22 protein-coding genes and 2 pseudogenes are annotated in these 25411 nt (G+C 62.0%); 13 read left to right on the top strand and 11 right to left on the bottom strand.

The genetic code is table 11. The features are described from left to right. Window positions 1–43: 43 nt before the first annotated feature. From ABRP88_RS05730 to ABRP88_RS05720, 3 genes are all read left to right on the top strand, one after another. Window positions 44–706, top strand: coding sequence for a hypothetical protein (locus ABRP88_RS05730; RefSeq protein WP_349836579.1), 663 nt, complete (start codon window positions 44–46; stop codon window positions 704–706). A 198-nt stretch (window positions 707–904) separates the two neighbouring features. After that, the gene (locus ABRP88_RS05725) at window positions 905–2329 is read left to right on the top strand and encodes a PepSY-associated TM helix domain-containing protein (protein WP_349836578.1); all 1425 of its coding nucleotides are present in this window, start codon (window positions 905–907) and stop codon (window positions 2327–2329) included. 55 nt (window positions 2330–2384) lie between these two features. Continuing rightward, on the top strand, window positions 2385–4472 hold the full coding sequence (locus tag ABRP88_RS05720) for a M3 family metallopeptidase (RefSeq protein WP_349836577.1): 2088 nt from the start codon (window positions 2385–2387) through the stop codon (window positions 4470–4472). Here ABRP88_RS05720 and pdxT read toward each other — a convergent pair. Beyond that, window positions 4469–5077 carry a pyridoxal 5'-phosphate synthase glutaminase subunit PdxT gene (gene pdxT, locus ABRP88_RS05715; protein WP_349836576.1) on the bottom strand — a complete coding sequence of 203 codons (609 nt, stop codon included), beginning with the start codon at window positions 5075–5077 and terminating at the stop codon, window positions 4469–4471. The genes ABRP88_RS05720 and pdxT overlap by 4 nt on opposite strands. Window positions 5078–5087: 10 nt before the next feature. Continuing rightward, entirely contained in the window at window positions 5088–5975 is an 888-nt protein-coding gene (pdxS, locus tag ABRP88_RS05710; protein ID WP_023025344.1) for a pyridoxal 5'-phosphate synthase lyase subunit PdxS, read from the bottom strand. An 81-nt stretch (window positions 5976–6056) separates the two neighbouring features. On the opposite strand from pdxS, the pseudogene ABRP88_RS05705 reads away from it, so the two are divergent. Both ABRP88_RS05705 and ABRP88_RS05700 read left to right on the top strand, forming a co-directional pair. Next, window positions 6057–7059 (top strand): annotated as a pseudogene (locus tag ABRP88_RS05705) (aminotransferase-like domain-containing protein). Between the two features lie 1387 nt (window positions 7060–8446). Next, on the top strand, window positions 8447–8632 hold the full coding sequence (locus tag ABRP88_RS05700; protein WP_349836575.1) for a hypothetical protein: 186 nt from the start codon (window positions 8447–8449) through the stop codon (window positions 8630–8632). Between the two features lie 4 nt (window positions 8633–8636). Here ABRP88_RS05700 and ABRP88_RS05695 read toward each other — a convergent pair whose 3' ends face one another. The 3 genes from ABRP88_RS05695 to ABRP88_RS05685 are packed head-to-tail and all read right to left on the bottom strand — an operon-like array spanning window position 8637 to window position 12679. After that, window positions 8637–9473 carry a slipin family protein gene (locus ABRP88_RS05695; RefSeq protein WP_023016814.1) on the bottom strand — a complete coding sequence of 279 codons (837 nt, stop codon included), beginning with the start codon at window positions 9471–9473 and terminating at the stop codon, window positions 8637–8639. Continuing rightward, a complete protein-coding gene (locus tag ABRP88_RS05690) occupies window positions 9474–10118 on the bottom strand; it encodes a hypothetical protein (protein ID WP_349836574.1) in 645 nt (214 codons plus the stop codon). Further along, a complete protein-coding gene (locus ABRP88_RS05685; protein WP_349836573.1) occupies window positions 10118–12679 on the bottom strand; it encodes a nitric-oxide reductase large subunit in 2562 nt (853 codons plus the stop codon). Before ABRP88_RS05685 ends, ABRP88_RS05690 begins: the two co-directional genes overlap by 1 nt. A gap of 222 nt (window positions 12680–12901) precedes the next feature. On the opposite strand from ABRP88_RS05685, the gene ABRP88_RS05680 reads away from it, so the two are divergent. The 4 genes from ABRP88_RS05680 (at window position 12902) to metX (ending at window position 16213) form a co-directional block, all read left to right on the top strand. Beyond that, window positions 12902–13114, top strand: coding sequence for a hypothetical protein (locus tag ABRP88_RS05680; RefSeq protein WP_349836572.1), 213 nt, complete (start codon window positions 12902–12904; stop codon window positions 13112–13114). A gap of 14 nt (window positions 13115–13128) precedes the next feature. Then, complete coding sequence (locus tag ABRP88_RS05675; protein ID WP_349836571.1) at window positions 13129–13605, top strand: MBL fold metallo-hydrolase; 477 nt, start codon at window positions 13129–13131, stop codon at window positions 13603–13605. A gap of 188 nt (window positions 13606–13793) precedes the next feature. Continuing rightward, window positions 13794–15110 (top strand): O-acetylhomoserine/O-acetylserine sulfhydrylase, encoded by a 1317-nt coding sequence (locus tag ABRP88_RS05670; protein WP_296086833.1) that lies wholly within the window; start codon window positions 13794–13796, stop codon window positions 15108–15110. Beyond that, window positions 15107–16213, top strand: a complete 1107-nt coding sequence (gene metX, locus ABRP88_RS05665) for a homoserine O-acetyltransferase MetX (protein ID WP_349836570.1) — start codon at window positions 15107–15109, stop codon at window positions 16211–16213. The genes ABRP88_RS05670 and metX overlap by 4 nt, the downstream gene beginning before the upstream one ends. A gap of 225 nt (window positions 16214–16438) precedes the next feature. Here the strand turns inward: metX and ABRP88_RS05660 are convergent, their stop codons facing one another. The 3 genes from ABRP88_RS05660 to ABRP88_RS05650 all read right to left on the bottom strand — a co-directional run bounded on the left by ABRP88_RS05660 (window position 16439) and on the right by ABRP88_RS05650 (window position 18682). Beyond that, window positions 16439–17407, bottom strand: a complete 969-nt coding sequence (locus tag ABRP88_RS05660; RefSeq protein WP_349836569.1) for an HNH endonuclease signature motif containing protein — start codon at window positions 17405–17407, stop codon at window positions 16439–16441. Window positions 17408–17522: 115 nt separating this feature from the next. Beyond that, window positions 17523–17837: a DUF3017 domain-containing protein gene (locus ABRP88_RS05655; RefSeq protein WP_284853399.1), complete on the bottom strand. Its 315-nt coding sequence runs from the start codon at window positions 17835–17837 to the stop codon at window positions 17523–17525. Beyond that, the gene (locus ABRP88_RS05650) at window positions 17834–18682 is read right to left on the bottom strand and encodes a bifunctional methylenetetrahydrofolate dehydrogenase/methenyltetrahydrofolate cyclohydrolase (protein ID WP_349836568.1); all 849 of its coding nucleotides are present in this window, start codon (window positions 18680–18682) and stop codon (window positions 17834–17836) included. The genes ABRP88_RS05655 and ABRP88_RS05650 overlap by 4 nt, the downstream gene beginning before the upstream one ends. A 23-nt stretch (window positions 18683–18705) precedes the next feature. On the opposite strand from ABRP88_RS05650, the gene ABRP88_RS05645 reads away from it, so the two are divergent. Then, window positions 18706–19176, top strand: coding sequence for a tRNA (cytidine(34)-2'-O)-methyltransferase (locus ABRP88_RS05645; protein ID WP_239269010.1), 471 nt, complete (start codon window positions 18706–18708; stop codon window positions 19174–19176). Here the strand turns inward: ABRP88_RS05645 and ABRP88_RS05640 are convergent. Both ABRP88_RS05640 and ABRP88_RS05635 read right to left on the bottom strand, forming a co-directional pair. Beyond that, the gene (locus tag ABRP88_RS05640; RefSeq protein WP_349836567.1) at window positions 19160–20461 is read right to left on the bottom strand and encodes a PH domain-containing protein; all 1302 of its coding nucleotides are present in this window, start codon (window positions 20459–20461) and stop codon (window positions 19160–19162) included. The two genes, ABRP88_RS05645 and ABRP88_RS05640, sit on opposite strands and share 17 nt — an antisense overlap. After that, on the bottom strand, window positions 20458–20919 hold the full coding sequence (locus ABRP88_RS05635) for a PH domain-containing protein (RefSeq protein WP_239269014.1): 462 nt from the start codon (window positions 20917–20919) through the stop codon (window positions 20458–20460). The genes ABRP88_RS05640 and ABRP88_RS05635 overlap by 4 nt, the downstream gene beginning before the upstream one ends. 112 nt (window positions 20920–21031) lie before the next feature. Here ABRP88_RS05635 and ABRP88_RS05630 point away from each other — a divergent pair, with 112 nt between their 5' ends. From ABRP88_RS05630 to ABRP88_RS05620, 3 genes and pseudogenes are all read left to right on the top strand, one after another. Next, window positions 21032–21580 carry a hypothetical protein gene (locus ABRP88_RS05630; RefSeq protein WP_349836566.1) on the top strand — a complete coding sequence of 183 codons (549 nt, stop codon included), beginning with the start codon at window positions 21032–21034 and terminating at the stop codon, window positions 21578–21580. Then, window positions 21564–21791 (top strand): helix-turn-helix domain-containing protein, encoded by a 228-nt coding sequence (locus ABRP88_RS05625; protein WP_005277240.1) that lies wholly within the window; start codon window positions 21564–21566, stop codon window positions 21789–21791. The genes ABRP88_RS05630 and ABRP88_RS05625 overlap by 17 nt, the downstream gene beginning before the upstream one ends. A 42-nt stretch (window positions 21792–21833) precedes the next feature. After that, window positions 21834–22098 (top strand): annotated as a pseudogene (locus ABRP88_RS05620) (helix-turn-helix transcriptional regulator). 113 nt (window positions 22099–22211) lie between these two features. Here the strand turns inward: ABRP88_RS05620 and ABRP88_RS05615 are convergent. Then, on the bottom strand, window positions 22212–25331 hold the full coding sequence (locus ABRP88_RS05615) for an error-prone DNA polymerase (RefSeq protein ID WP_349836565.1): 3120 nt from the start codon (window positions 25329–25331) through the stop codon (window positions 22212–22214). Between the last annotated feature and the right edge of the window lie 80 nt (window positions 25332–25411).

Raw genomic sequence — 25411 nt, 5'->3', positions numbered from 1 at the left:
GCGGGAGTTCTTTCCTCCGCTGACTCCCGGCAGCGTCTTCATCGTGAGTTCTGCGGACCCCCATCTCGCGCATGCAATGATTCGCCAAATCGGGCAATCAGTTCAATTATGGCCGGAGCTTCCCTTCGTGCCCCTGCGCCGCGAGAGTCAATCATGGGATAACTACTTCGCGGCAGCTCGCCGCACGGCCCTGCGGCTTGACACCATCGTTTTCCTCCCCGTTTCCCCTGAGTGCCCTGACAGGCCAGAGTGCCCGAGGGCCGTCCTCAAGCATGGCGACGCCGGTCTCATCGACCTCACATTGCTGTGGAACGGTTACCAACACTCTGCACCCGCCTCCTACCGCCTGAGCAATGTGACTGGGGCTCTCATTCCCGCCCACGACACGGAGATAGCCTTCCCCAACCTGTTCGACGGACTCTTCCTCATCGAACCCTGCAGCGTCGTAGAGGAAGCCAAGCCGCGCCTGCTCGACCTGTTGGAATCACAGCCCGATGTCCTCCGAGAGAAGCTCCAACTCGGCGAGGGCGACATCACCCTAGCACGCATCGAGTGTACGAATATTGAAAGCAGCGAGCACCACGTTATGTCCTCGCTCATGCTGCTTCTCGATATCTCCGGTATCCCCACCGACCGCACCATCACCGCCACCGGTACTCCCGGCGGCCAAGGCGGTTTCACTAGTTTCCACCTCGAGCTCTCATAATGAAAGCCATTGCTCACCCCCGTTCATCGATGACCTGAAGAAGTAAAAGCTTCTTCACTGTCTAGTTTTCACATCCCTTTCACACGACTGAAAAAATTTTCGCTCTCCGGGAACCAGGGTTGCCTAAGTTCCGACTATTAGTGCAGTTGATATCAGCGTCCATGCAACTGACCACTAAGCACGAAAGAGAACTACTTTATGAGTCGGACGGCTCTGCGTTCCTTCATCCAACGCATACACTTCTACGGCGGAATGTTCGTCGGCCCCTTCATCCTTATCGCGGCATTGACCGGCTGCCTCTATGCACTGGCGCCGACCCTGGAAAAGTTTGCTTACCGCGACGTCATGACCGTCGAGGAAGTAAATAACCCGGTAAGCCTGGAGGACCAAATCAGCGCCGCCCAAAAGGAACACCCGGATATGCCGGTCTCCCAGGTGTGGCCGGCGGAATCGGCGACGGACTCTACGCGCGTGCTGGTGGCGGATCCGGGCATCGACGAGAGCCTGCAGCGCACCGTATTCATTAACCCGGCCGATGGCGAGGTCATTGGTGACTACCCCACCTACTCCGGCTTGGGCGATATGCCGCTGCGACGCTGGATTTCCTCGCTGCATGAAAGCTTCCACTTGGGCCAGCCGGGTGAGCTTTATTCCGAGCTAGCCGCTTCCTGGCTGTGGGTCTTGGCCTGCGGCGGGCTCTACATGTGGTGGATTCGCCGCCGGCCCAAAAAGGCTGCCGCACCGCTAAAGAACCAGCCGCAGCGCTCCAAGCGCTGGAAGGCCACCCGCCTGCACTCCACTATGGGCGCATGGATTTTCATCGGGCTCATTGGCTTGTCAGCTACCGGCATCACCTGGTCCCAACTGGCCGGCGGGAACGTCAATTCCGTGGTGGAGAAGATGAACTGGAAGGCTACGCCGGTAGAAACCGCGCTCACCACCGATTCCTCCGCCGATGCCACACACGGTGCCCACGCCGGGCACGAAGGTCACGGTGCCCACGGCGCTCACGGTGGGGATGCGGAAGCTCCGGGCGAGGCTCCGGAGCCGGAGGTCATCGCCGAGCAGGCAGAGCGCGTCTACGCCACCGGCCGCGCGGAAGGCCTGACGGGCCCGCTGCGCTTGTACGCCCCGGAGGACACCGACTCGGGGTGGAAGGTGAGCGAGCGCTGGGTCGAGTGGCGCTACACCTCTGATGAGGTATCCGTCGACGGTTCCACCGGCGAGGTCATCGACCGCCTGCCCTTCTCCGAGCTGCCGCTATTTAGCAAGCTCAGCAGCTGGGGCATCTACCTGCACATGGGCATCATGTTTGGCCTGCCGCTGCAGATCGCCCTTTTTGCCCTTGGCCTCGCCATCGCCGCCATGGTTGTTCTGGGCTACTACATGTGGTGGAAGCGCCGGCCGCAATTTGCACCTGGCTCCAAGCGGCACTTCTCCTGGGCCACCACCGGCCTGGGCGCTCTCTTTGCCGCAACCGTCGGTGTATTTATACCGCTTTTGGGCATTACCCTTGCCGCATTCCTCGTACTAGACATCATCTTGATGAATACCGGAAAGCGAAAGGCCACGCCGCCGCAGAAGGAGCAGGATGAAGACGCGGAGCTAGTAACGGTGAGCTAGCCTTCTTAGTGAAAGCCATCACAGAGGGTGGAGTTAATGGGTACATTGGTCATTTATGACTAATCCATTACTCCACCCTTCATCGTTGCCCTACCAACTCCCGCCGTTTGCGGAGATTAAGGTCGAGCACTACCGCCCCGCTTTCGACGAAGCGCTCGCGCGCCACGATGCCGAGCTCTCCGCCATTACTGGAAATCCCGCCGCGCCCACGTGGGAAAATACCGTGGAAGCCCTCGAGCGTTCCGGCCAAGACCTCGACCGCGTCATGGCGGTCTTTGGCAACCTTTCTGGCACGGACGTCACCGATGAGATGGAAGAGATCGCCGCCGATATCTATCCGCGCCTGTCCGCCCACTACGACGCGATGTACCAGGACGAAAAGCTCTACCAGCGCATCAAGGACGCCACCCCGCCCGCCGGCGATGAGGAGGGCGCGCGCCTGCACGAGCACCTGCTGCGCACGTTCGCACGCCAAGGAGCGGATCTCGATGCCGCCGGCAAGGCCCGCCTATCCGATATCAACCAGCGCCTGTCCGCCCTATCGGAGGAATTCGGCCGCAATCTCATGGCCTCCACGCGCGAGCACGCCGTCGAGTTCACGGAGGAAGAGCTCGAGGGCCTGCCGCCGGAGCGCATCGCCTCGGCCAAGGCGGATGCCAATGCCCTAGGCCGCGAAGGCTACGTCATCCCGCTCGAGCTGCCCACCGTGCAATCGGAGCAGTCCCGCCTGGCTAGGGAGGGGGCGCGCAGAAAGCTCTATGCGGCATCGGCAAGCAGAGGCTCCGAAAACAACATTCCAGGGCTTATCGAGGCCGTCCAGCTGCGGGCCGAGCGCGCCGAGTTGCTGGGGTATGCTTCCCACGCCGATTACGTCATCGCGGAAGAAACCGCTGGCAGCGCCGATGCCGCGCGCGACATGCTCGCAGACCTCGCCCCCGCGGCCGCGGCCAATGCCGCCGGCGAGCACAAGCTATTAGCTGAGGAAGCCACGCTCAACGAGCAAGACTTCCACGCCGCGGACTGGCCCTACTGGGAATCCAAGGTCCGCGCCCGCGACTTCTCGCTCGACGAGGAGGAGTTGCGCCAGTACTTCCCCCTGGACAAGGTCCTCACCCAGGGCGTATTCGCCGCCGCCGAGCGCCTGTACGGCATTTCTGTGGTTCCGCGCGAGGACCTGGAGGGCTATGCCGAGGGCGTGCGCGTGTGGGAGGTGCTCGACAAGGATGTCGAGCACGCGGGAGATGACGAACACGGCGATAACGACGAACACGGCAATAACGTCGAGCACGGAGACAAGGGAATTGGCCTGCTGCTCACAGACTATTTCGGCCGCCCCACCAAGCGCGGTGGCGCGTGGATGAGCCAGTTCGTGGGCCAATCAGGCCTGCTGGAGCGCAAGCCGGTCATCGTCAACGTGCTGGGCATTACCAAGCCCGCCGATGGTTCCCAGCCCCTGCTGAGCCTGGACGAGGTGCACACCCTCTTCCACGAATTCGGCCACGCCTTGCACGGGCTGCTTTCCGATGTCCACTATCCCACCTTCGCCGGCACCAACGTCCCGCGCGACTGGGTAGAATTCCCCTCGCAGATCAATGAGAACTGGGCGCTGGATAAGTCGCTGGTCAAGCAGTATGCGCGCCACGTCGACACCGGCGAACCGATCCCCGATGAGCTGCTCGATGCCGTGACCGCCGCCTCCGAATTCGGCCAGGGCTTTGCCACCTCGGAGTACTTGGCGGCTTCCATTATCGATTTGGCGTGGCATTCGCTCAGCGCCAAGGATGCCGCGGCACTTGAGGCCACCCCGGAGGCTGTGGACGCATTCGAGGAGGAGGCCCGGCGTGCGGTGGGGCTGGATAACCCGCACATCGCCCCGCGCTACCGATCGACGTACTTCAACCACATCTTCGCCGGCGGCTACTCCGCGGGCTACTACTCCTACCTGTGGGCGGAGGCGCTCGATGCCGATGGCTTTGAGTGGTTCAAGGAGCAAAGCAATCTGCGCGCCGCAGGACAAAAGTTCCGAGACCTCATCCTCTCCCGCGGCGCCTCCCGCGATTTCGGCGCGGCCTACCGCGACTTCCGCGGGCGCGATAAGGACGTAGCGCCGCTGCTCAAGCGCCGCGGCCTCTCCGGCGCCTAGCGGATACTGTCCAGCCAGGCGGCGTGCACGCGCGCCTCATCGTTTTCTTCCGGGTGGAAGCTCAAGGCGGTGACGGCACCGTGGCGCACGCCCACGACCGCGTCCTCCGCGCCGTCGTGCGGCACGGTCGCGATGACCTCCACGCCATCGCCGACGCGGGTGACCAGCGGGGCGCGGATGAAGCTCGCCTCGATGGGCAGAGTTTCTTCCCCGACCACGACCGGCACGGTGCGCTCGGCGGAAAAGCGCTGGTTGCCAAAGGCATTGCGCCGCACGGTGATATCGAGCAGCCCCAGTGTCTGCTGGCCTGGCGAGGGGTTATCCAGCTCGCGGGCGCAATAAATCAGCCCGGCGCAGGTGGCGAGCACGGGAAGGCCGTGGTCTACGGCCTCGCGCAGCGGACCTGCCACGCCGAAGGTGCGGGCGAGCTTATCGATGACACTCGACTCCCCGCCCGGAATCACCAGCCCATCCAGGCCCTCAAGGTCGCGCGGCACGCGCACCCGGCGCGTCCCCGCCCCCAAGCCGTCAAGGATGTGCAGGTGCTCTTCCACGCCGCCCTGCAGCGCGAGCACCCCGATCGTGGCGCTAGCTTCTTGTGGCATGACCACGCGATTACCAGCCGCGCTCGGCCAGGCGGTGCGGTGCCGGCACATCGCCGACATTGATGCCGACCATGGCCTCGCCCAGGCCGCGGGAGAGCTTGGCGAGCTCGGCGGGATCATCGTAAAGCGTGGCGGCCTTCACGATGGCCTCCGCGCGCGCCGCCGGGTTACCGGATTTGAAGATGCCGGAGCCCACGAAGACGCCTTCGGCGCCCATCTGGCGGACGAGGGCGGCATCGGCAGGCGTGGCCACGCCGCCGGCAACGAAGAGCACGACCGGCAGCTTACCGGTCTCCGCAACCTCCGCTACCAGGTCATACGGTGCCTGGAGTTCCTTGGCGGCAACGTAGAGCTCATCGCGGTCGAGGTGCTGCAGGCGGGCGATTTCCGCGCGAATCGTGCGCAGGTGCTTGACGGCCTCGGAGACATCGCCGGTGCCGGCCTCACCCTTGGAGCGAATCATGGCCGCGCCCTCGGTGATGCGGCGCAGGGCCTCGCCCAGGTTGGTCGCACCGCACACAAACGGCACGTCGAAGTCCCACTTATTGATGTGGTTGACGTAATCGGCGGGGCTGAGCACCTCGGACTCATCGATGAAGTCCACGCCGAGCTCGCCCAGAATCTGCGCCTCGACGAAGTGGCCAATGCGCGCCTTCGCCATCACGGGGATGGATACGGCGTCGACGATGCCCTCGATAAGCTCCGGATCGGACATGCGGGCCACGCCGCCCTGGGCGCGGATATCGGCAGGCACGCGCTCAAGTGCCATGACGGCGCTCGCGCCCGCATCCTCGGCGATGCGCGCCTGTTCTGGGGTCACGACGTCCATGATGACGCCGCCCTTGAGCATGTCAGCTAGTCCACGTTTCACGCGCGTGGTCGCAATGTTTTCGGTCATGCGCTCTATACTGCCCTGCCCAAGTGGTACAAGTAAAGAACCATTTCCCGCGTGTTGGGTTGTACCACTTATACTGTGTTTATGCCCCTGCGCCTCGACCCTACCGATACTCGCGCCCTGCCGGTGCAAATCGCCGCCGCCGTGCGCGCCGATGTCACCTCCGGCGCCCTGCTTCCCGGCGAGCCCGTGCCCTCCACGCGCACTCTGGCCACCCAGCTCGGCGTCTCCCGCGGCAGTGTCGTTACCGCCGGTGCCCGCGATGGCCTGGCTTTAGTGCTGCGCACGCTCGGTACTGCGCTGCGCGTCGGCGTCGAATCGCCCGGTTACCCCAGCCTGCGGCGCATTCCGCAGGCGCTTGGCCATGAGCTGGTGAACGTGCCCACCGATGCCGATGGCGTTACCGTTCCCGATACCGACCTCGACGCGCTCATTGTCACCCCGAGCCACCAGTACCCGTATGGCGCCTCGCTGCCGGCCGAACGCCGCGCCGAACTCGTGGCCTGGGCCCGCCAGCATGGCGCTTTACTCATTGAGGATGACTTCGATTCCGAGCTGCGCTACGTAGGCCAGCCGCTGCCCGCGCTCGCCGCGCTCGCCCCAGAGCGCACGGTGTTGCTCGGTACGTTTTCCACCGTGATTTCACCGTCCATCGCCTGTGGCTATGTGGTGGTCCCGGATGGGCTGCGCGGGGGGCATCGACAAGCAGCGCGATATCTTTGGCCAGCCGGTCGGTACCATCCCACAGGCCGCGCTCGCCCATTACCTGGCCAGCGGGGCGCTGCGGCGCCACACCGGTCGCATGCGCCGGACCTATAAGCGCCGCCGCGACCTCGTGGCCGATGCCCTGGGATCTCTCCCCGACGCGCGCCTGTTGCCCATCAATGGCGGTCTACATGCGGTTTTGCTGTGCGACCCGGCCATCGTCCCGCGCGCCGCCGCCCGCGGCATCAAGCTGACCCCGCTGCGCGAATACTGGGGCGGCGTGGACGCTGAAGACGGCGTGGTTTTAGGTTTTGGCCACTTAAGCGATGACAGGCTGGAATACGCCTTACAAACTATTGAAAAGTCCAATCATAAAAGTTAACTGTTAGTTAACATCCGGACACGATTCAACAAAAAAGAAAGCTTTTATGTTTATTTTCTCATAAAATATTCATTGAACGGTACGCGTTCATTCATTTCAATTCAAGGAGATTGCCATGAGAGTAGCTTCTCAATTGTTAGTTGCCGCCACGGCTGCAGCCATAGTCACCCCGCCGGTAGCTGGAGCCGCTGAAACCTCCCCAAACTGGGAGCAAGAGGCTCAGGCCCCGCCCCTGAAACACCCCATTTCACTACGTATAGTGCACAAGGCCTCACCTGGGCACCAGGCGGAACTGCAGCGTCCAACTCAATCTACGTAAAGGGACAAGGTACTCACGTGGAGTGGGCAAGTGTTTCCTACATGGTAGGCACAGACTTGGGAAATGCGTGCGCAGATGAATTTCAAATCATCTACCGCCAAAATGGAGAGGGTAAGTCTCAAACCACCAAAGGCTACTGCAAGCCAGGTCGAGTGAGCCACAAATTTCCCATCAATGCAAACGTCGATCGCGCCAAGTTCTGTGGCCGCGCCAAGGTTGGCGGCAGTTGGGGAAACTTCGCTTGCATCGATATTAAATAGAGGAGGGAACAATGACTTTATGGGAAATTATCCTTATCATTCTGTATATTCTTGTTATTCTCGCACTAGCCGGAATAGTGTGTTGGATTGTTAAAACGATCCTACGAAATAACAACCATAAAATACAGTCGTCTATCAACAACGACAAGTCTGCAAAGCAGTAAGCCTTGTTAGGACCCCTGCCAAAGCAGCAGTTTGCTTTAACAGGGGTCCCCAAAATTACTACAGCAATGAAACTCAGTCCACGGCAATGGAACTATTTCTCCGAACCTAGATTCCCAGACTACCGATACAGACTACTTTCATGCCGACAAGCCTCGTGCCTTTCCGCACCGCTCGTTTTCCGCTCCAACTAATAACCCGGTGACTGCTAAAAATAGGCTGATATTGTTCGCCGCTATTCTATTATGGAATAGCAGTGATCTTACGACAGCACTTGGCATATTGTTGAAAACTCCAAGGTTGACCCCTTCGACTTTAGGCAGTCCTGTAGAATGTAGTTTTTCAAAGCCGTACCTGCCGTTCTAACATCAAACAGCCGAGTCTTCACCAATCCATCCCCACACTGCCGTCTATGAACCGACGTTCGTTGATAGCTTTAGGTACGTTACACCCCATTATCAACCAGCAGGATGGCATCTCTAGTCAACTGGTTTGCACCATTCCAAAGGCTACACTCAGGAATTACCTGAATAATGGCGCTCTGAGGCATCACACTGAAGACAGACACCGGACTTCTAGGAGTTACTGCGCTATACGAGTGCTAGTTTCTGGATTTAAATACCCTCGCACACAGAAAGGCGTAGCAATGGCGTTTGGCCCGTTCGAACTTCTGCTGATACTCATCCCGCTAGCCATCATTATCGGGATCGTTTATTTAATCGTGCAGGTCGCGCGCAATTCCAAAGACATCAAGCACAATGCGCAGGACATCGCGCAGCTTCGAGAGGCACAGAAAAACGGCCCCTCCGCTGAGCAGGGGCCGCTTTCTTAAGTTCCTAGTCCGCAGGCTTTTCCGTATTCACCGCGTGCGAAAAGTTCTCGCTGAACTCCTTGAAACCCTTATTAAAGGTGCCCAGGTTTTCCATAAACCCGCCCATGATGTCTATGGGCAGCGGGAAGACGATGGTGGAGTTTTGGTCCGCGCCGAGTTCCAGCACCGTTTGTAGGTAGCGCAGCTGCAGCGCCGCCGGGGCCTTGCCCAGCTCCTCTGCCGCCTCGCGCAGCTCGCGGGAGGACTGCAGCTCACCGTGGGCCGAAATGACCTTGGCGCGGCGCTCGCGCTCCGCCTCCGCCTCGCGCGCGAGGGCGCGCTGCATCATCTCTGGGATCTCAACGTCCTTAATCTCTACGATGCGAGTCAGCACGCCCCACCGTTCGGTTTGGCCGTTGATGATCGCCGCCAGGTCCTCGTTGAGCTCCTCGCGGTGAGCCAGGAGGTCATCGAGGCTCGCCCGCCCCAAGAGCGAACGCAGGGTGGTCTGGGCAATCTGCGAGGTGGCCACGGCGTAGTTTTCGACCTCGAGGACCGCCTTGCTCGAATCGGTGACCTCGAACATGACCACCGCATTCACGCGCACGGACACGTTATCCTTAGTGATGATTTCCTGCGGCGGAATCGTCAGCGTCACCACACGCAAATCCACGCGCTCCAGCTTATCGATGCCCGGTAGCAAGAAATGCAGCCCCGGCTCCAGCATCGGCCGCAGGTGGCCAAAGCGGAAGGTCACGCCCCGCTCATACTGCTTAATCACCTTGAGCGAGTAGGACAAAAATACCCCGATGAGGGCGATGATGATGCCGATGACGATCGGCCAGAATACGGGAGCGGACACTTAGACTTCCCCTTCCAGTTCTTGACGCACCGAGCGATAGCGCGTGGATTTTCCGTACTTCGAACCATAGCGGTCAACCTGCGCTGCCAATTCCGCCTCGCGGTTATCCATCTCCGGCACCACCAGCTGCGGCGCGTTCGAGGGAGTATTCCACAGGTGCCGGGCCAGCGGGTACACGCCGAACCCGGTGATGATGAGCACCGTGGCCAGCGTCAACGCCACCTCCGAGGGCGAATGATAGCTAATCAGCGAGGCCAGCGGCAGCAGGTAGCCCATCGCCGCGACCGCCAGCGCGATGCCGCGGTGGAAGCGCCCCGAATCCGAGTGCGGCCACGGGTCCAATTGGCGCGTGACCTCCCGGCCATGGTGCGAGACCGTGCACTGCTGCTTGACCGGGCAGGTATTGCACACGGTCGGGTTCGCGCGGTAGCGCATGACGCGGTTTTCCGGGTCGAAGCTGGAGGGCCAGAGCCAGTGATCTTCGGGGCATCGCCAAGCATCGTGGTCTTCCATGTACCGGAACGTGCCGGATTGGTTGGACATGGTGCGGTTGGCGGTTTGTTGCGCCAGCAGGTCGAATACCCAGGCCACCACAAGCAGGAAAAGCCCGTAGCACGCGGATAATACGGTAAATGCACCCGGCATTAGTCGTCCTTCTTATCCGAGCGGTAGGTACCGCCCCACTTGGTACGCGATTCAAACTCCTGGCGCGGCGCGGTGGCAGAATCGCCGCGCTCGGCATCGGGATCTTCCTCCTCGACGAAGGCACCGCGCTCATCGATGTACCCATAGCGCCGGCCCGTGGAGCTGCGCTTGTCGACGCGCCCCTTGCCTCCCGAGACCAGTCCCACCGAGGATCCCACGGGGACCTCGCCCGCGTGATCGTCCTCATCTGGGGTGATGATGCTAAACAGCGGGTTTGTTGGGTGCTCTTCCACCGTTGGGATGTCCTTCTTGTAGAGCACGCCGCGCAGCGCCATCCAGAGGAAGGGCAGGACGCCGAGGAGGAACATGACATCGCCAGGCAGGCGCAGCCATTCCATAATGAAGTTGCCGGGCTGGGTGATGTAGCCCAGCGACCGCGCTTCCACGTAGCCCGATCCGACGGATTCGTAGAGCTGCATGATGCCCAGCGGCAGGAGCGAAATGACCACCATCCACAGCAAGCCCAGGTTTTGCAGCCAGAAAGCCCAGCCCATGGCCTTATCGGACCACTTGTCCTTAGGAATGAGGTAGCGCAGCGCAAAGACCGACAGGCCCACGGCCAGGAAGCCATAGACGCCCATCATCGCGCCGTGGGCGTGGTTTGCGGTAAGTGCCGTGCCGATTTCGTAGTAGGAAACGATAGGCAGGTTGACGAGGAAGCCGAAAATGCCCGCGCCCAAGAAGTTCCAGAAACCGACGGAGACCAGGAACATCACTGCCCAGCGGTGCGGGAAGGGGCGCTCGCCCGAGGCGCGCTGGCGGGAACCCAGCTGCATGAAGGTCCAGGCCTCAACGGTCAACAGGGTCAGCGGCACGACCTCTGCCGCCGAGAAGAATGCGCCCAGGGCCATGTGCTCGACCGGGGTGCCCGAGAAGTACAGGTGGTGCATCGTGCCCAGCACGCCACCGGTGGAATAAAGGATGACGTCCAAGAAGATGATGCCCAGGGCAATCTTTTCGCGGACCACGCCGAGCAGGACGAAGACGTAAGCCACCATGACGGTGGTAAATAGCTCCAGGAAATCCTCGACCCACAGGTGGACCACCCAGAAGCGCCAGAACTCAGCGACGGAGATGTGGGTTTCCGATCCCGCCAAGTTGCCCACCGCGTAAAACGCGGGGATGGCCAGGCCGGCGAAGAAGAAGAGCCACGGCATATTGGACTTGTGCTCGTTTTTCAGGCGGCCGCGCAGCTGGCGGTAGATGATGCCAATCCACACGAACATGCCGATAGTAAGCAGTACCTGGAAGAAGCGCGGCAGGTCCAGGTATTCCCATTGCTGGGAAAATAGCGTGCCCTCTTCGATGTAGCCCATGGTAGAAAGCCATTCAAAGGCCATGGAGCCAAAGACCACGACCGCGATGGCGCCGAGCAGGAACCATACGAACCAATCCTGCTTCTTCGGTTCCTTCTTGCCCACGAACGAGGCCAGGAAGATGCCGGCCGCCAAGAGCCCGCCGGCGGTCCACAGGAGGGAAAGCTGCACGTGCCAGGTGCGCGAGACGTTATACGGCAGGATTTCTTGCAGCGGGATGCCAAAGAATCCGGTCAGCTCCGTGCGGTAGTGCTGGCTGGCCGCACCCAGCAGCGCCTGGATTAAGAACAGCAACGCAATGACCAGGACGAACCAGGCCACCACCTTCTGCGACTTGGTCAGCCCGACCTCGCCCGGCTGCTTAAAGTCCAGGTTCGGCGCTTCTTCCGAATGCCAGCCGATGGACTTGGACCACCGGCCGTAAATCGCGAAGATCAAGCCGGTACCGCCGATGAGCGCGATGAGCGAGAGCACTGACCACACCACAAGGTCCGCGGTCGGGCCGTTGTCCACGCGCGATTCCGCCGGCCAGTTATTGGTATAGGAATAGTCGTGGCCCGGACGCTCTGCCGCCGAAGCCCACGCGGTCCAACCGAAGAAACCTACGAGGTTATTGATGTCTTGCTCATCGGTAATAAAGTCCGACGGCAAGCCACTGTTGTGGGAATCAGGGCCAAAGTACTGGGCGTAGTAGTCCTTATTGGCCTCGAATGCCGAAATCTGGTTATCGGTCCACTCCAGCACGCCCGTTTCTTCGTCATAGCGGTTGGTGCGGAATTCTTCTACCACGGCCTCTTCGGGAGTGGCGGAAGAATCAACGAAATCGGGCATACCATTCGCGTCGTTTTCCTCGCGGGCGTGATCGAGAGCGCGGCGCAGGTACTCCGCCGTATAGTCCGGCCCTAGATAGGCACCGTGGCCCAGCACGGAGCCGTATTGCTGCAGGCCGCGGGCCTGGTACAGCGCCTGGCCGTTAGTGATCTCTTCCTTGGTTAAGACCGTTTCGCCCGTGGATTCGGAGACAATCTTTTCCGGCAACGGCATGGATGCGTCATAGGTGCGGTACGCCAAAAATCCCATGACCAAAAAGCCAAAGATCATGACGAGGGCAATGCCTTGCACCCACACGTTGCTCACCTTGAGGACCGGTTTCTTCCGGTCCTCAACCCCAGTCGTGGTGGCCATAAAGTGTCCTTTTCACAGTTGTAGAGAGTTCGACATACATCATTATGAACGGACAAAGCGGTGTTAAATAGTCGAACGGAAGGCCCCTACCCCCATTCGCCCACATCGGCCAGCCCGCACGCGAGCATTATTGGGAAAATCGGTGCACCATATAGCCGGGTTCCGCCCCCCAGAATCCCCACCCAGCTTGTTTACCCCCGGTTTTTCCGTAACAATTAATGCATGACATTCGCAGAGCACACCAAGCGCAATTGGCTCATCACATTATTCGCCGCGATTTTCCTCGCCGCCATCGTCTGCATGATTTTCTTAAACGATCCACACCGCACGATGGTGGTCGCCACGGTCTTTATCGCCTCGGCAATCCTGCTCTTCGGCGCGATCCTCGGCATCTGGTACCTATTTCGCCGCAAGGACGAAAAAGACCCGCAGTAGATAGGCTGGGGCGCATGGAATTTAGCTTGCTTGGCCACGCCTGCGTCGCAGTTGCGGCGCCGGGCGGGCGTATCCTCATCGATCCCGGAGCCATGACGCCCGCCATCCCCGACGCTGATGCGGTGCTCATTACCCATGCGCATGCAGATCACCTAGACCCGGACCGGCTTCCCGATGCCCCACTCTGGGCACCTGCCGAAGCCTGCGAACAACTGGGGCGCGGTACTGCGGTCTCACCGGGCGAGACCATCACCGTCGCCGGCCTCGACATCGAGGTACTCGGCGGCCAACACGCGCCGATCCACCCAAATATTCCGCGCCCAGTCAATGTGGGCTACTACTTGGGTGGCCTGCTCCACCCGGGCGATCAGTACATCGATCACCCCCGCGAACGTGCTGCTCCTGCCCATTGCCGGGCCGTGGGTGAAGGCCGCGGAGGCCGCCGATTATGCCCAGCGCGTGGGCGCCGCGGTCACGGTCCCCATCCATGACGCCGTGCTTTCCGATGCCGGCCGCACCACCTTCGACACCATGCTCACCAAGGCCGGTGTGCAGGGCTATAAGCGATTAAACCCAGGCGAGAAATTTACCGCTTAGTCTATTTTTATTCTCTGACTACCCTGCGGTTTCGCGGCAGGGTGCTGTACGTTACATACCGCTTAGTCTAGTCTTGCGTGGCATGACGACGAAATACGATAACTCCAACGCAGACTGGTCCTTCGCAACCCGCTCCGTTCATGCAGGCCAAAACCTCGACGGCGCGCACAATTCCCGCAACGTGCCGATTTACCAAACGACTTCGTATGTCTTTAATGACGCCGAGCACGCGGCGAACCGCTTTAACCTCTCCGATGCAGGCCCCATCTACACCCGCCTGACCAACCCAACGCAGGATGCGCTAGAAGAGCGCCTCGCCTCCCTTGAAGGCGGCGTGGCCGCCGTGGCCTTTGCCTCGGGCCAGGCCGCAGAGACCGCGGCCATTTTCAACCTCGCCTCGGCAGGCGATCACATCGTTTCCTCCCCGCGCCTCTACGGCGGCACCTCCACCCTCTTTACCGTCACGCTCAAGCGCCTCGGCATCGACGTCACCCTCGTGGAAAACCCGGACGACCCCCAGTCCTGGCAGGACGCCGTGCAGCCTAATACCAAGGCGTTTTACGGCGAGACCTTTGGCAACCCGGTAGCCGATGTCCTCGACATCCCGGCCATCGCCGAGGTCGCGCACACTAACCAGGTCCCGCTCATCGTGGATAACACCATCGCCACCGCAGCGCTGGCCCGCCCGCTCGACTTGGGCGCGGACATCGTCGTGGTTTCGACCACGAAGTTCTACACCGGCAATGGTTCCGCGGTGGGCGGCGCGATTATTGACGGCGGCTCTTTCGACTGGACCGTCGAGCGCGACGGCGAGCCGGTATTCCCCTACTTCGTCACCCCAGACGAGGCCTACCACGGCCTGAAGTACGCCGACCTCGGCGCCCCCGCCTTCGCGCTCAAGGCCCGCGCCGGCCTGCTGCGCGATACCGGCGCCGCCATTTCCCCGTTCAATGCATGGCTGACGCTTAATGGCATTGAGACGGTAGGGCTGCGCATCGACAAGCACAATGCCAACGCCCAAGCCGTGGCCGAGTACCTGGAAGGCCACGCCAAGGTGACGAAGGTCAACTACGCCGGCCTGGATTCCTCACCGTATAAGAAGATCAAGGAGAAGCTGGGCTATTCCTACACCGGCTCCGTGCTGTCCTTCGATATCGAGGGCGGGCGCGAGGAAGCATGGGCGTTTATCGATGCCCTAAAACTCCACTCCAACCTCGCCAATATCGGCGATACCCGCTCACTCGCGGTTCACCCGGCGACCACCACGCACTCACAGTCCGATGATGCTGCCCTAGCCGCGGCGGGCATTGCGCAGTCCACCATCCGTTTGTCTGTGGGCATTGAAGATATCGACGACATCATTGCTGACCTCGAATTGGGATTTAACGCACTGGCATGAGCTGTATAAGTATCGGCGATTTTCGCACCGAAGCAGGCGCCACGCTTTCCGATGCCCACATCGCCTACCACCGCTTCGGCCATTTCCTCGGCGATCCGCACGGCGGAAATAACGTCATCTTGGTAGAACACGCGCTGACCGGCAACGCCGATGTGGCCGAGTGGTGGTGCGATCTCATTGGCCCAGGCAAGGCGCTGGATACGACGAAGTGGTGCGTTATCGCCATGAACGCACTCGGTGGCTGCAATGGCTCCACCGGCCCCTCCTCCTCGCATCCAGATGGCCGCAGTTGGGGATCGCGTTTTCCGGCGTTATCCATTCGCGATTTGGTGGCCGCGGAGAAAAAGGCGCTGGAAGAACTCGGAATAACGCGCGTACATGCGATTATCGGCGGTTCTATGGGTGGTGCACGCGCCTTGGAATGGACGCTGATGTACCCGGAGGCGGTCGATGCTGCGTGCGTTATCGCCGTCTCCGCGCGCGCCTCCGCGTGGCAGATTGGTATCCAGTCGGCGCAGATTTCCGCGATTGAGCGCGATCCCTTCTGGCACGGCGGCGACTATTATTCCTCCTCCCAGCGCCCTCGCGAGGGACTCGCGGCGGCGCGGCGCATCGCGCACCTGACGTATCGCGGCGAGCAGGAAATCGATGAACGCTTTGGTGTTCAAGCCCAAACCGGCGAAGAGCCCCTCGGGCCCTATCGCCGCCACGATCAGCGCTTCGCCGTGAACTCCTACCTGGATTATCAGGGCTCGAAGCTGGCGGATCATTTTGATGCCGGCTCCTATGTCACACTTACCGAGGCCCTCAACCGCCACGACATCGGCCGTGGCCGCGGCGGCCTGAACCGCGCGCTGGGTTCTTCGCAGGTACCGACCATGGTCGTGGGCGTCGACACGGACATCCTTTATCCCTATCACCAGCAGGAACACCTCTCTCGGAACCTAGGCAACCTGCTGGCCATGGCGAAGGTAGTCTCTCCCGTCGGCCACGATGCGTTCCTCACGGAGTCGCGCCAGATGGACCGCATCCTGCGCAACTTCCTCACCCTGTCCCAACCGCACCCGCTGGACGCGGACAGCACAATCGACTACGCCATCTAGCCAACCCCGCCTACACGCCGGCGCGTGCGCACTTCCGCATCGCCTACGCCAGCGGTTTACGGTCGCGGGTGGCTCGACGCACGAACGGGACGCGGCGCGAGGCAGACAGTGGCGGGGTCCGGAACGGGGGCACGGTAAGTGGCTAGCCCGGACTCCTTGCAGAAGGCATACAGAAGGATCGCCGAAGCGGCGCAGGTTTAACTGCGCTGGCTTCGGCGATGTTCTTTATTGGGCCCAGGGCGGGCGCCACACGATGCCTTCGTGCGGGTGGCGCTCTAGGCGCCCACGACGGGGCGGGGCATTTGGGTCATCGTCGTTGACGGCGTTGTGATACTTGCAGGCGATGGTCAAGTTCTCGGAGTTGGTCTCGCCGCCGAGCAGCCACGGTTGCAGGTGGTGAACCTGGCATTCATCGGCAGGGATATGGCAATCAGGCCACGGGCACACCGGATTTTCGGCCATCGCCATCTGCCGCTGCTTCCAGGTGGCCAGCCGGCGCGTGTGGTACAGGTTCACTGGGCCGGTGACGGGGTGGATGAGGGTGATGAGGCCGGCATCGGCAAGCGCGCGCTCCGCTAGCTGCGCACCGGTGATGGTGGCACCGTTAGTCAGCTGCAGGGTGACGTCGTCGTCGCCGTGGGTAACCTTCACCATGTCATCTAGCGTGAGGACCACGTTGGTAGTGATGGTGGAGGCGGCCGCGCCCTCTGCAAATACCCGGCGCGCATCGTCCACGGTGGAGACGTGGTTATTAATCTCAGCCACTAGGTCCGATTCCGCGGTGATGGTCAGCGTCCACAGGTCATCGGTGCGGCGGGTAAGACGCACGCCCTCCGCGCGCTTCTGTGTGCGCTCCTCCTTGACGCGGCGGCGGGCGCGCTTTTCTACCTCGCTGGTAGAAACGTTGAGCCGGCACAGCTCCTCGCGCATGGCCCACGCCGCGCGCTGGTTCTTTAGCTTCTGCGCGTGCACCTCAATGATTTTCAGCGCATCGAGCGGGAGCGCGGTAGTTCGGGCGGCGCGCTGCTTGGCGCTAAACGATGTCTTGCCAAAATACGTATCCGCCAAGCGCGCGAATTCCGCGGCTTCTTTATCGCTAAAGCCGCGGTCTACCAATTCGGCTTCGGATAGCCCAGCGCACTCCCCGATGAGCGCCATCGGGGAGTTAATCGCTGCGAGGTAATCCGAAATCATGGCCCCGAGCCTAAACCGCGGGTAGCTGAGGGCGCGAGGCCAAGTGCGCGGCGGCTGTGGATAGCCGCGCGACACGCCGCAGATTGGTGATACTGAAACAATCACCTGTGGATAACTAGCTGCCCAGCGCGTCCACGGAGTAGGCGAGAAAGGCCATCAGCGCGCCGATGACCCCGGTAAAGGTGGCATCGAAGCGGCGCGAGCGCACCGCCAGCACGCCGACGCGGCGCGAATCGCAGGTCAGGCGCACCACCGTCAGCCACAGCAGCGCGAGCCCGAGCAAGAAGGTAGCCCTGCGCCAATACTCGAAAATGGCGTAGCCGCCGGACACGGCCACCCCGGCGATGAAGAGCCCGATGGCCACCCACTGCACGGAAGCGGGCAGCGGGGACGGTTTCAGGTGCGCGTCGTGGGGGTTGTCTAAATTCACGCCAGCTTTTCCGCGCGCTCAACGATGTTGCGCACCAAGAAGGCCCGCGTGAGCGGTCCGACGCCGCCTGGGTTGGGCGAGACGAACCCGGCCTTATCCCAGCAGTCGGGGGCGATATCGCCGGTGAGCTTGCCGTCGACGCGGGATACGCCGACATCGAGAAGCGCGGCGCCTTCCTTAATCATGTCCGCGGTGAGCATGTGCGGTTGGCCGGCGGCGGCGATGACGATATCGGCATTGCGGGTTTCGGCGGCAAGATCCTTCGTGCCGGTGTGGCAGAGGGTAACGGTGGAGTTCTCACTGCGGCGGGTCAACATCAGGCCAATGGGGCGGCCGACGGTCACACCGCGGCCGATGACGACGGTCTTGGCGCCGCTCAGCTCCACGCCGAAGCGGCGCAGCAGGTGCAGGCAGCCATTCGGGGTGCACGGCAGCGGGGCTTCCTCATTGAGAACGAGCTTGCCCAGGTTGACCGGGTGGAGACCATCGGCATCCTTTTCCGGATCGATGCGCTCGAGGATGGCGTTTTCATCCAAGTGCTTGGGCAGCGGGAGTTGGACGATGTAGCCGGTACAGGCGTCATCGGCATTGAGCTCATCGATGACCGCCTCAAGCTCCTCCTGCGAAATATCTGCCGGCAGGTCCTTGCGAATGGAATTAATACCTAACTTTTCGCAATCGCGGTGCTTCATCTTTACATAGGACTGGGAGCCTGGATCCTCGCCCACCAGAACGGTAGCCAGGCCAGGGGTTATCCCCTTGTCCTTCAGGGCGGCCACGCGCTCAGCGAGGTCCGCAAAAATCTCGTCACGGTACAAGGTGCCATCTAGTTTGGTAGCGCTCATAGCCCCCATCCTAGACTGAAGGCATGAGCCAGCTGCACATCGTCTTTGATAATCCCGTCATCCCGACCAATACCGGCAATGCCATTCGCACCGCGGCGGTAACGGGCGCGAGCCTGCACCTGATTGAGCCACTGGGATTTAACTTTGACGATAAGCACTTGAAGCGCGCCGGGCTGGACTATCACGACCTGGCGGATGTGCAGATTCATAAGGATTTCGACGCGTGCATGGAGGCGCTGCCCGGCGCGCGCGTTTTCGCGTTTACCACGCATACGGATAAGTGGTTTACGGAGGTCGACTACCAGGATGGCGACGTGCTGCTCTTCGGCACGGAGCCGACCGGCCTGCCGGATGAGCATGTCAACCATCCGCGCATCACCGATCAGGTGCGCATTCCGATGGTCCCGGCTAGGCGCTCGATGAACCTCTCCAACTCCGCATCAACCGCGGTCTTTGAGGCCTGGCGCCAGCTGGGTTTTAAGGGAGCGGTGTAAGTTCTGGCAGGTCGCGGGAGCGCAGGCGGTTGAGGAGGGCGTGGGCATCGGCAAGCGCGAGGTTGCGCGCCGCCATCTTGACGGGCCCCTGCACGAGGTCGAGCTCCACCGTGGCCAGGCCGAATAGCTGGGAAATCGGGCCGCGGCGCAGGGTGAGCTCCTGAATGTGGCGCAGCTCGATGGCCTGGACGCGGCGGTTGAAGCGGCCGACGCACACGATGACGTAGTCGCCGGCCAGCGCGACGGTTTGCTGCCGGTAATCGATGGGCGAGACCCATTTGGCGCGCGCGGGCGAGGCGTAGGTCGGGGCGGCATCGGCGGGCAGGAATTGCCGGGCTTGCTCGCGCTTGCCGACGGGCACGATCCGCGTCGACCCCGATCCCTCGCCGCTGGCCGTGCCACCGTAGCCGGCGACCGACACGCGCGTTTCGTACCAGCCGAAGGGCCGCCACAGGAACGGCTGGGTGACCTGGACGGCGTGGATGCGCTCGAGGCGGATGTTTTGGCGGCGGCGATCGGCAAGGCCGTAGGTGATATTGAGCACGTCATCATCAAGGCTGGCGGTGTAGCGCCACGAGGAGTCAATCACGTTCCATGCGCGCGGGACAGTAGCCAAAAGGATGGGCAGCGTGATGGTCAGGGACATCGGCGTGACCACGAGGAAGATGAGGGCCGCAAGCAGGACGATCGTGGACGCGTGCAAGGCGGCCGCGGCCAGGGAACGCGCGATGGGGATTTCGGGGATGAGGACGTTGTCCTCTTCTTCGGCCGGCTGTTCTTCAGCTGGCCGCTCTCGCGGCTCACCGTGGACGCAGGAGAGGATTTCGGCGCGCAGGGCCTCGGCATCGCGCTTTGTCAGGAAGGCGATTTCGATGGCAGACGACTGCCCGCCGGCCGTTTCCACGCGCACGGCCGCGAGCCGAAAGAGGCGGGCGATAACGGGCTCGACGACGTCTACAGCCTGCGTGCGGTCATAGCGTGCCGTGCGCTGCTGCTTCGAAATAACCCCGCGGCGCAAGGTGAGTTCCTCCTCGCCCAGCTGGTAGCCCATCTGGCGCCACCACACGCCAGAGACGAGCCAGACCACCGCGCACACTGCGATGAACCCGGCCAGCGCGAGGCCAATATCGCGCAGGTCTGCCGCGCTGTGTTCCCCGGTAACGAAGGCAAAGATTCCGCGCAGCGCCTCCATATTGACGTTTAAGGCAAATGCTGCGATGACGGCCAGGATGACCGACCACAGCCGCAGCAACGGGGTCAAGCGGTGGACGCGGTGGTACTTCATAGCCCGCTCATCCGTTCGCGGGCGTGGTGGGTGAGGCGGGTGCGGAGGGCATCGGCAAGCGGGGCTTCCAAACCCTTCACCGTGGCGTCCGTGGTTGCGGAGGCGGTGTGCAGCTGCAGCTCCTTGAGCCCGAAGGCGCGCTCGAGGGGGCCGGCGGTCACGTCCACGAACTGGATGCGGCCGTAGGGCACGACGGTGAAAGAATGCCACAGCTTGCCGCGCGTAATGAGCAGCTCATCGTCGGTTTCGCACCAGCCCATCCGGCGCACCTGGGCGGGGATGAGCCAAAGCAGCCAGAAAAAGAGGACGGCGAAGAGCCCCGCCGCCCAGTAGAACCACGGGGTCCACCAGTACCCTGCCGCTGCGGCCGCCGCGGCGAAGATAATCGTCCAGCCCAGGTGGCGGATGTAGCGCACCTTAACCAAACGCGGCGAGACGGGGTTCATTTCTTCGCTCATAGCTATTGACAGTAGCAATCGAGCCCGCACTCTTGCGCAACTTATCGTTAATCGATATTATCGAATTACGACAACACCGAAAGTCGATAAGGAGTCGACGGAAAGGATTGTCATGACCACCCCACAGCCCACCTCTCAAGCTGAGCGCCGCGAAATTAACGCGGCGGCCGCCTTCTGCCTGTTCACCATTGTCATCCTCGGCCCCACCTACCTTCGCGACCTTGTCACCGGACGCTTTTCCACCACACTGAGTGCGGCCATCCCGGAAGGCCTTAGCAAGCACAACCTCGACGGCGGGCCATTCTGGATGCTCACTGCGGGGCTCGTCGTCAAGATTGCAGGAATCTTGATTATCGCGTTCTTTGCCTACCGCTTGGTCAAACCAATGCTTCGTGGGCAGGTTTTCAATACGAAAAATATCCGCTTCCTTAATGGAATGACCTTTGGGATTTTCGTCTGGTTTATCGGACGCTTCCCACTCGAAGGGATGGGAAATAACTGGGCTTCCTCGCAGCTCGAAATTGACTGGTGGGCCAACCAGAGCGGATCCTCATTAGGCGAGCTTGCGCTGCCCTACCTTTTTGTCTGCACCCTCCAGCTCTTCTCAGTTGCCATCAAGCGCGGCAGCAAGCTCGAAGAGGAGGTTGAAGGCCTTGTCTGAGGAGCAAGAACCCCAGGTGATCTGCCACCTCGACCGGATAATGGAGGAGCGCGGTATTACCGGAGCGGCGCTCGCCAAAGAGGTGGGCATCACCCCAGTTAACCTGTCCGTCCTGAAGAATAATCGCGCCAAGGCCGTGCGCTTTAACACCCTTGCGGCACTGTGTGCGGCGCTGGACTGCCAGCCGGGCGATATTTTCGAAGTGGAATAGAAAACCTTGTCTTTACTTTGGGTTTATGCAATATTCTGACCCATATCTCCAAAGAAAAAGCCCTCCGCACCCATCTATAACCTGGGTACGTGTGCTGCGCGCCGAGCGGGACATGTCGCGCGCCCAGCTGGCTGAGGCCATCAACGTCAACCCGCAGACCGTCGGCGCCCTCGAGCGCGGGGACCACTCCCCCAGCCTGGACCTAGCCTTCCGCGTCTGCGAGGTCTTTGACCTCCCCGTGGAGGCTATCTTTTCCCGCCAAGAGCTTTCCCCGATGTCCACCGAAATCTATAGGAAGAACTCCTAATGGCTAACTAGCTCACCGCAAGCGCCTAGTCCTGCCCGGCGAACTTTTCCTCGGCCTGTCCACCGCATTTGGGCTGCAAATCTTCGGTGCGGAGCGGGTCGCAGCGCAGGAAACTAGCGGAAATCGCGGGAGCCGCGGGAGAGGAAATCACCAAAGTCCAGCGGCTCGAGCTTATCCGCGACCACGCTTACCGCGCCGGTGGCGTTTTGCACGATGCCGCGGATGATAAGCGCGCGGGCGGTACGGGCGAGCACCTTCTGGCGGGACCACAGCCCGGGCGAGACCATCACGTTCATCAGTCCGGTTTCATCCTCCACTCCCAAAAAGGTCAGGCCGGAGGCGGTGCGCGGGCGCTGGCGGTGCGTAATGATGCCGGCGATGCGCACGCGGGTGCCATCGGGGACGTGGGGAAGGCGGGAGGAAGGCAGGACATCGCCAAGCGCGGCCCTGACTAACTCCATAGGCTGCTTATCGTGGGTGACGCCGGTGGCGGCGACATCGGTAGCCATCAGCTCGAACACCGACATGCCGGGCAGGTGCGGTGAGGCGAGCGCGGAGGTGCCGGGCAGCATGCCCTCGCGCTCGGTGGCGGCGACGCCAGCCTGCCAAAGCGCTTGGCGGCGCTCCAACCCCAAGCACTCCAGCGCCCCCGCCGTGGCCAGCGCCTCCACCTGCTCCACGCTAAGATCCGCCCGGCGCGACAGATCGGAGACAGTGCTAAAAGGCGCTGTGGCCTCCACGCGCTCGGCGGCCTTGTCCCCCAGCCCCTTGATGAGGTTGAGGCCCAACCGGATCTCGCCGGTGGGCAGCGCCCTGGCCTGCGCGCCGGAATCATTGATGCTCACCGGCAGCACGCGCACGCCGTGGCGCCGGGCATCCTGAATGAGCGACTGCGGCGAATAAAAGCCCATGGGCTGCGCGCGCAGCAAGCCCACGCAGAACTCCGCCGGGTAGTGGTGCTTGAACCACGCGGAAAAATACACCAGCGAGGCGAAGGACTGCGAGTGCGATTCCGGGAAACCGTAGGCGGCAAAGGCGGTGATCTTGGCCCAGAGCTTCTCCGCGACCTCACCGTCGATACCGTTGGTGGCGCGCAGGCCCTCGAAAAAGCGGCTGCGCAGCGCGGCCATCTTAGCCGGCGAGCGCTTCGAGCCCATGGCGCGGCGCAGGTCATCGGCCTCGGCGCCGGTAAAACCGGCGGCATCCACCGCAATCTGCATCAATTGCTCTTGAAAAAGCGGGATGCCCAGGGTTTTACCCAGCGATTTCTCCAGCACCGGGTGGTCATAGGTCACGGGCTCGAGACCATCTCGCCGGCGCAGGTAGGGGTGCACGGAGCCGCCCTGGATAGGGCCGGGGCGGATGAGCGCGACCTCCACCACGAGGTCGAAGAAGCAGCGCGGTTTTAGCCGCGGCAGCGTGGCCAGCTGCGCGCGGGACTCCACTTGGAAGACGCCGACGGCATCGGCGCGGCAAAGCATGTCATAGACCGCGGGGTCGGCCAAGTCGAGCTCCCACAGGCGCACCTTGCGACCGGTGGTGGCGCGCACGGCATCGATCATGTGGTGCAGCGCCTCCAGCATGCCGAGGCCCAGCAGGTCGAATTTCACCAGCCCGGCGGCGGCGCAATCGTCCTTATCCCACTGCAGCACGGAGCGGTTTTCCATGCGGGCCCATTCCATCGGCACCACGTCCGCGATCGGCCGGTCACATAAAACCATGCCGCCGGAGTGGATGCCGAGGTGGCGCGGCTGGTCGAGGAATTGCTCGGCGAGTAAGGAGACATCGGCAGGCGGCTCGTCTATGCCCTTCGACCACGCATCGGCCGAGCCCTGCGGGTAACCCAGCGCGCGGGCGGCGTCGCGGGTAGCACCCTTGCGGCGGTAGGTAATGACGTTGGCCACCTGTGCGGCGCGGTCGCGGCCGTGGGTGCGATAGACGTACTGGATGACCTCCTCGCGCCGTCCAGATTCGATGTCGATGTCGATATCGGGCGGGCCATCGCGTTCCGGCGACAGGAAGCGCTCGAAGAGTAGCTGCGCGGAAATGGGCTCGGCGTTGGTAATGCCCAGCGCGAAACAGACGGCGGAATTGGCCGCCGAGCCGCGCCCCTGGCAGAGGATATTTTCCTGGCGGCAAAAATCCACCAGGTCGCAGACGATGAGGAAGTAGCCCGGAAAGCCCAGCTGCTTGATGATGCCCAGCTCGTGCCGCATCTGCTTTTTCGCCTTGGCCTGTATTTCGGGCGGGCGCGAGGCGTAGCGCTTTTTACCGCGCCGCCACACCTCGTGTTCGAGCCAGCTCATCTCGGTGTGCCCCTCTGGGACGACAAAGTCCGGCAGGTTGGGCGCGAGGGCACCCCAGGTAAAGGAGCACTCGCGGGCAAGGCGCACGGTTTCGGCGATAAGCTCGGGCCGGCCGGGAAGCAACTGGGCCATCTGCTCACCGGAGCGCATCCAGCCTGCGCCCATCGGGTGGGCATCCGGTGCGGCTTCCTCTAAGGATTGGCGGTGCGCCAAGGCGCGTTTGGCGGCGGCGAGCCGTACCTGGTCGCGCGTTGCCGCCGCAGGTCGAGCGGTTGCTATGGCGCGGAGATTATTGTACTTATCCAGGAAACTGTGGTGATCCGCATCTTCGGGAGACATTGTGCACGCATATTCGAGAACTATGCTGTCTATTTTTATTCTTTCGAGAACGTGATCGATTTTTTGTATAGCCTCCCACCCCAGCAGGAAAAAGCACTCTTCCTCCAGCTCGCGCGCCACGGCGTCTAGGGGCGGGTACGCGACACTCCCCTTCTCGCCGGCGTCCATCCGCGCGCGGGCGAGAAGGCGCGAGAGGCGACGATAGCCTTCCGGCGTGCGCGCCAGCACGGTCACTGGGGCCTCAGCGAGGGAAAGCTCCGCGCCATACATGGCCGGAAGACCCGCCTTAGCTGCAGCTTCCGCGAATTTCATCAGGCCGTAGAAGCCATCCCTATCCACGACGGCCAGCCCCTCGAGGCCAAGCTCTAGGGCGCGGGCGACTAGCTCTTCCGGCTCAGCGGCACCGTCGAGGAAGCTGTAGGAACTTACCGCATGCAGCTCCGCAAAGGGCACAGCGGAGCGCCCACGCTGGACGGGGCTATCGCCGCCGCCGAGGTGATGTACGGCAACGGGCGCGGTGGTGTCCTTACCGGATAGTATCCTTTCTAAACGCGACCACGGTAGCGCCTTTCCACCATTAAATTTCACCCTTCACAGGGTAGTGTCGAATCAGTGTTCTATACAACCCGGCGCGATGAGACGTGTTCAATAGACAAAGCGGTTCGCTT

The organism is Corynebacterium sp. KPL2734 (genome assembly GCF_040225595.1).
GTDB lineage: Bacteria > Actinomycetota > Actinomycetes > Mycobacteriales > Mycobacteriaceae > Corynebacterium > Corynebacterium rhinophilum.
This window is presented reverse-complemented; position numbering and strand designations above follow the sequence as displayed.

Coding starts and splice junctions, on each gene's coding strand:
- ABRP88_RS05725 (WP_349836578.1), top strand. CDS start 905: ATGAGTCGGACGGCTCTGCGTTCCTTCATCCAACGCATACACTTCTAC.
- ABRP88_RS05720 (WP_349836577.1), top strand. CDS start 2,385: ATGACTAATCCATTACTCCACCCTTCATCGTTGCCCTACCAACTCCCG.
- pdxT (WP_349836576.1), bottom strand. CDS start 5,077: ATGCCACAAGAAGCTAGCGCCACGATCGGGGTGCTCGCGCTGCAGGGC.
- pdxS (WP_023025344.1), bottom strand. CDS start 5,975: ATGACCGAAAACATTGCGACCACGCGCGTGAAACGTGGACTAGCTGAC.
- ABRP88_RS05700 (WP_349836575.1), top strand. CDS start 8,447: ATGGCGTTTGGCCCGTTCGAACTTCTGCTGATACTCATCCCGCTAGCC.
- ABRP88_RS05690 (WP_349836574.1), bottom strand. CDS start 10,118: ATGCCGGGTGCATTTACCGTATTATCCGCGTGCTACGGGCTTTTCCTG.
- ABRP88_RS05685 (WP_349836573.1), bottom strand. CDS start 12,679: ATGGCCACCACGACTGGGGTTGAGGACCGGAAGAAACCGGTCCTCAAG.
- ABRP88_RS05680 (WP_349836572.1), top strand. CDS start 12,902: ATGACATTCGCAGAGCACACCAAGCGCAATTGGCTCATCACATTATTC.
- ABRP88_RS05675 (WP_349836571.1), top strand. CDS start 13,129: ATGGAATTTAGCTTGCTTGGCCACGCCTGCGTCGCAGTTGCGGCGCCG.
- ABRP88_RS05670 (WP_296086833.1), top strand. CDS start 13,794: ATGACGACGAAATACGATAACTCCAACGCAGACTGGTCCTTCGCAACC.
- metX (WP_349836570.1), top strand. CDS start 15,107: ATGAGCTGTATAAGTATCGGCGATTTTCGCACCGAAGCAGGCGCCACG.
- ABRP88_RS05660 (WP_349836569.1), bottom strand. CDS start 17,407: ATGATTTCGGATTACCTCGCAGCGATTAACTCCCCGATGGCGCTCATC.
- ABRP88_RS05650 (WP_349836568.1), bottom strand. CDS start 18,682: ATGAGCGCTACCAAACTAGATGGCACCTTGTACCGTGACGAGATTTTT.
- ABRP88_RS05645 (WP_239269010.1), top strand. CDS start 18,706: ATGAGCCAGCTGCACATCGTCTTTGATAATCCCGTCATCCCGACCAAT.
- ABRP88_RS05640 (WP_349836567.1), bottom strand. CDS start 20,461: ATGAAGTACCACCGCGTCCACCGCTTGACCCCGTTGCTGCGGCTGTGG.
- ABRP88_RS05635 (WP_239269014.1), bottom strand. CDS start 20,919: ATGAGCGAAGAAATGAACCCCGTCTCGCCGCGTTTGGTTAAGGTGCGC.
- ABRP88_RS05630 (WP_349836566.1), top strand. CDS start 21,032: ATGACCACCCCACAGCCCACCTCTCAAGCTGAGCGCCGCGAAATTAAC.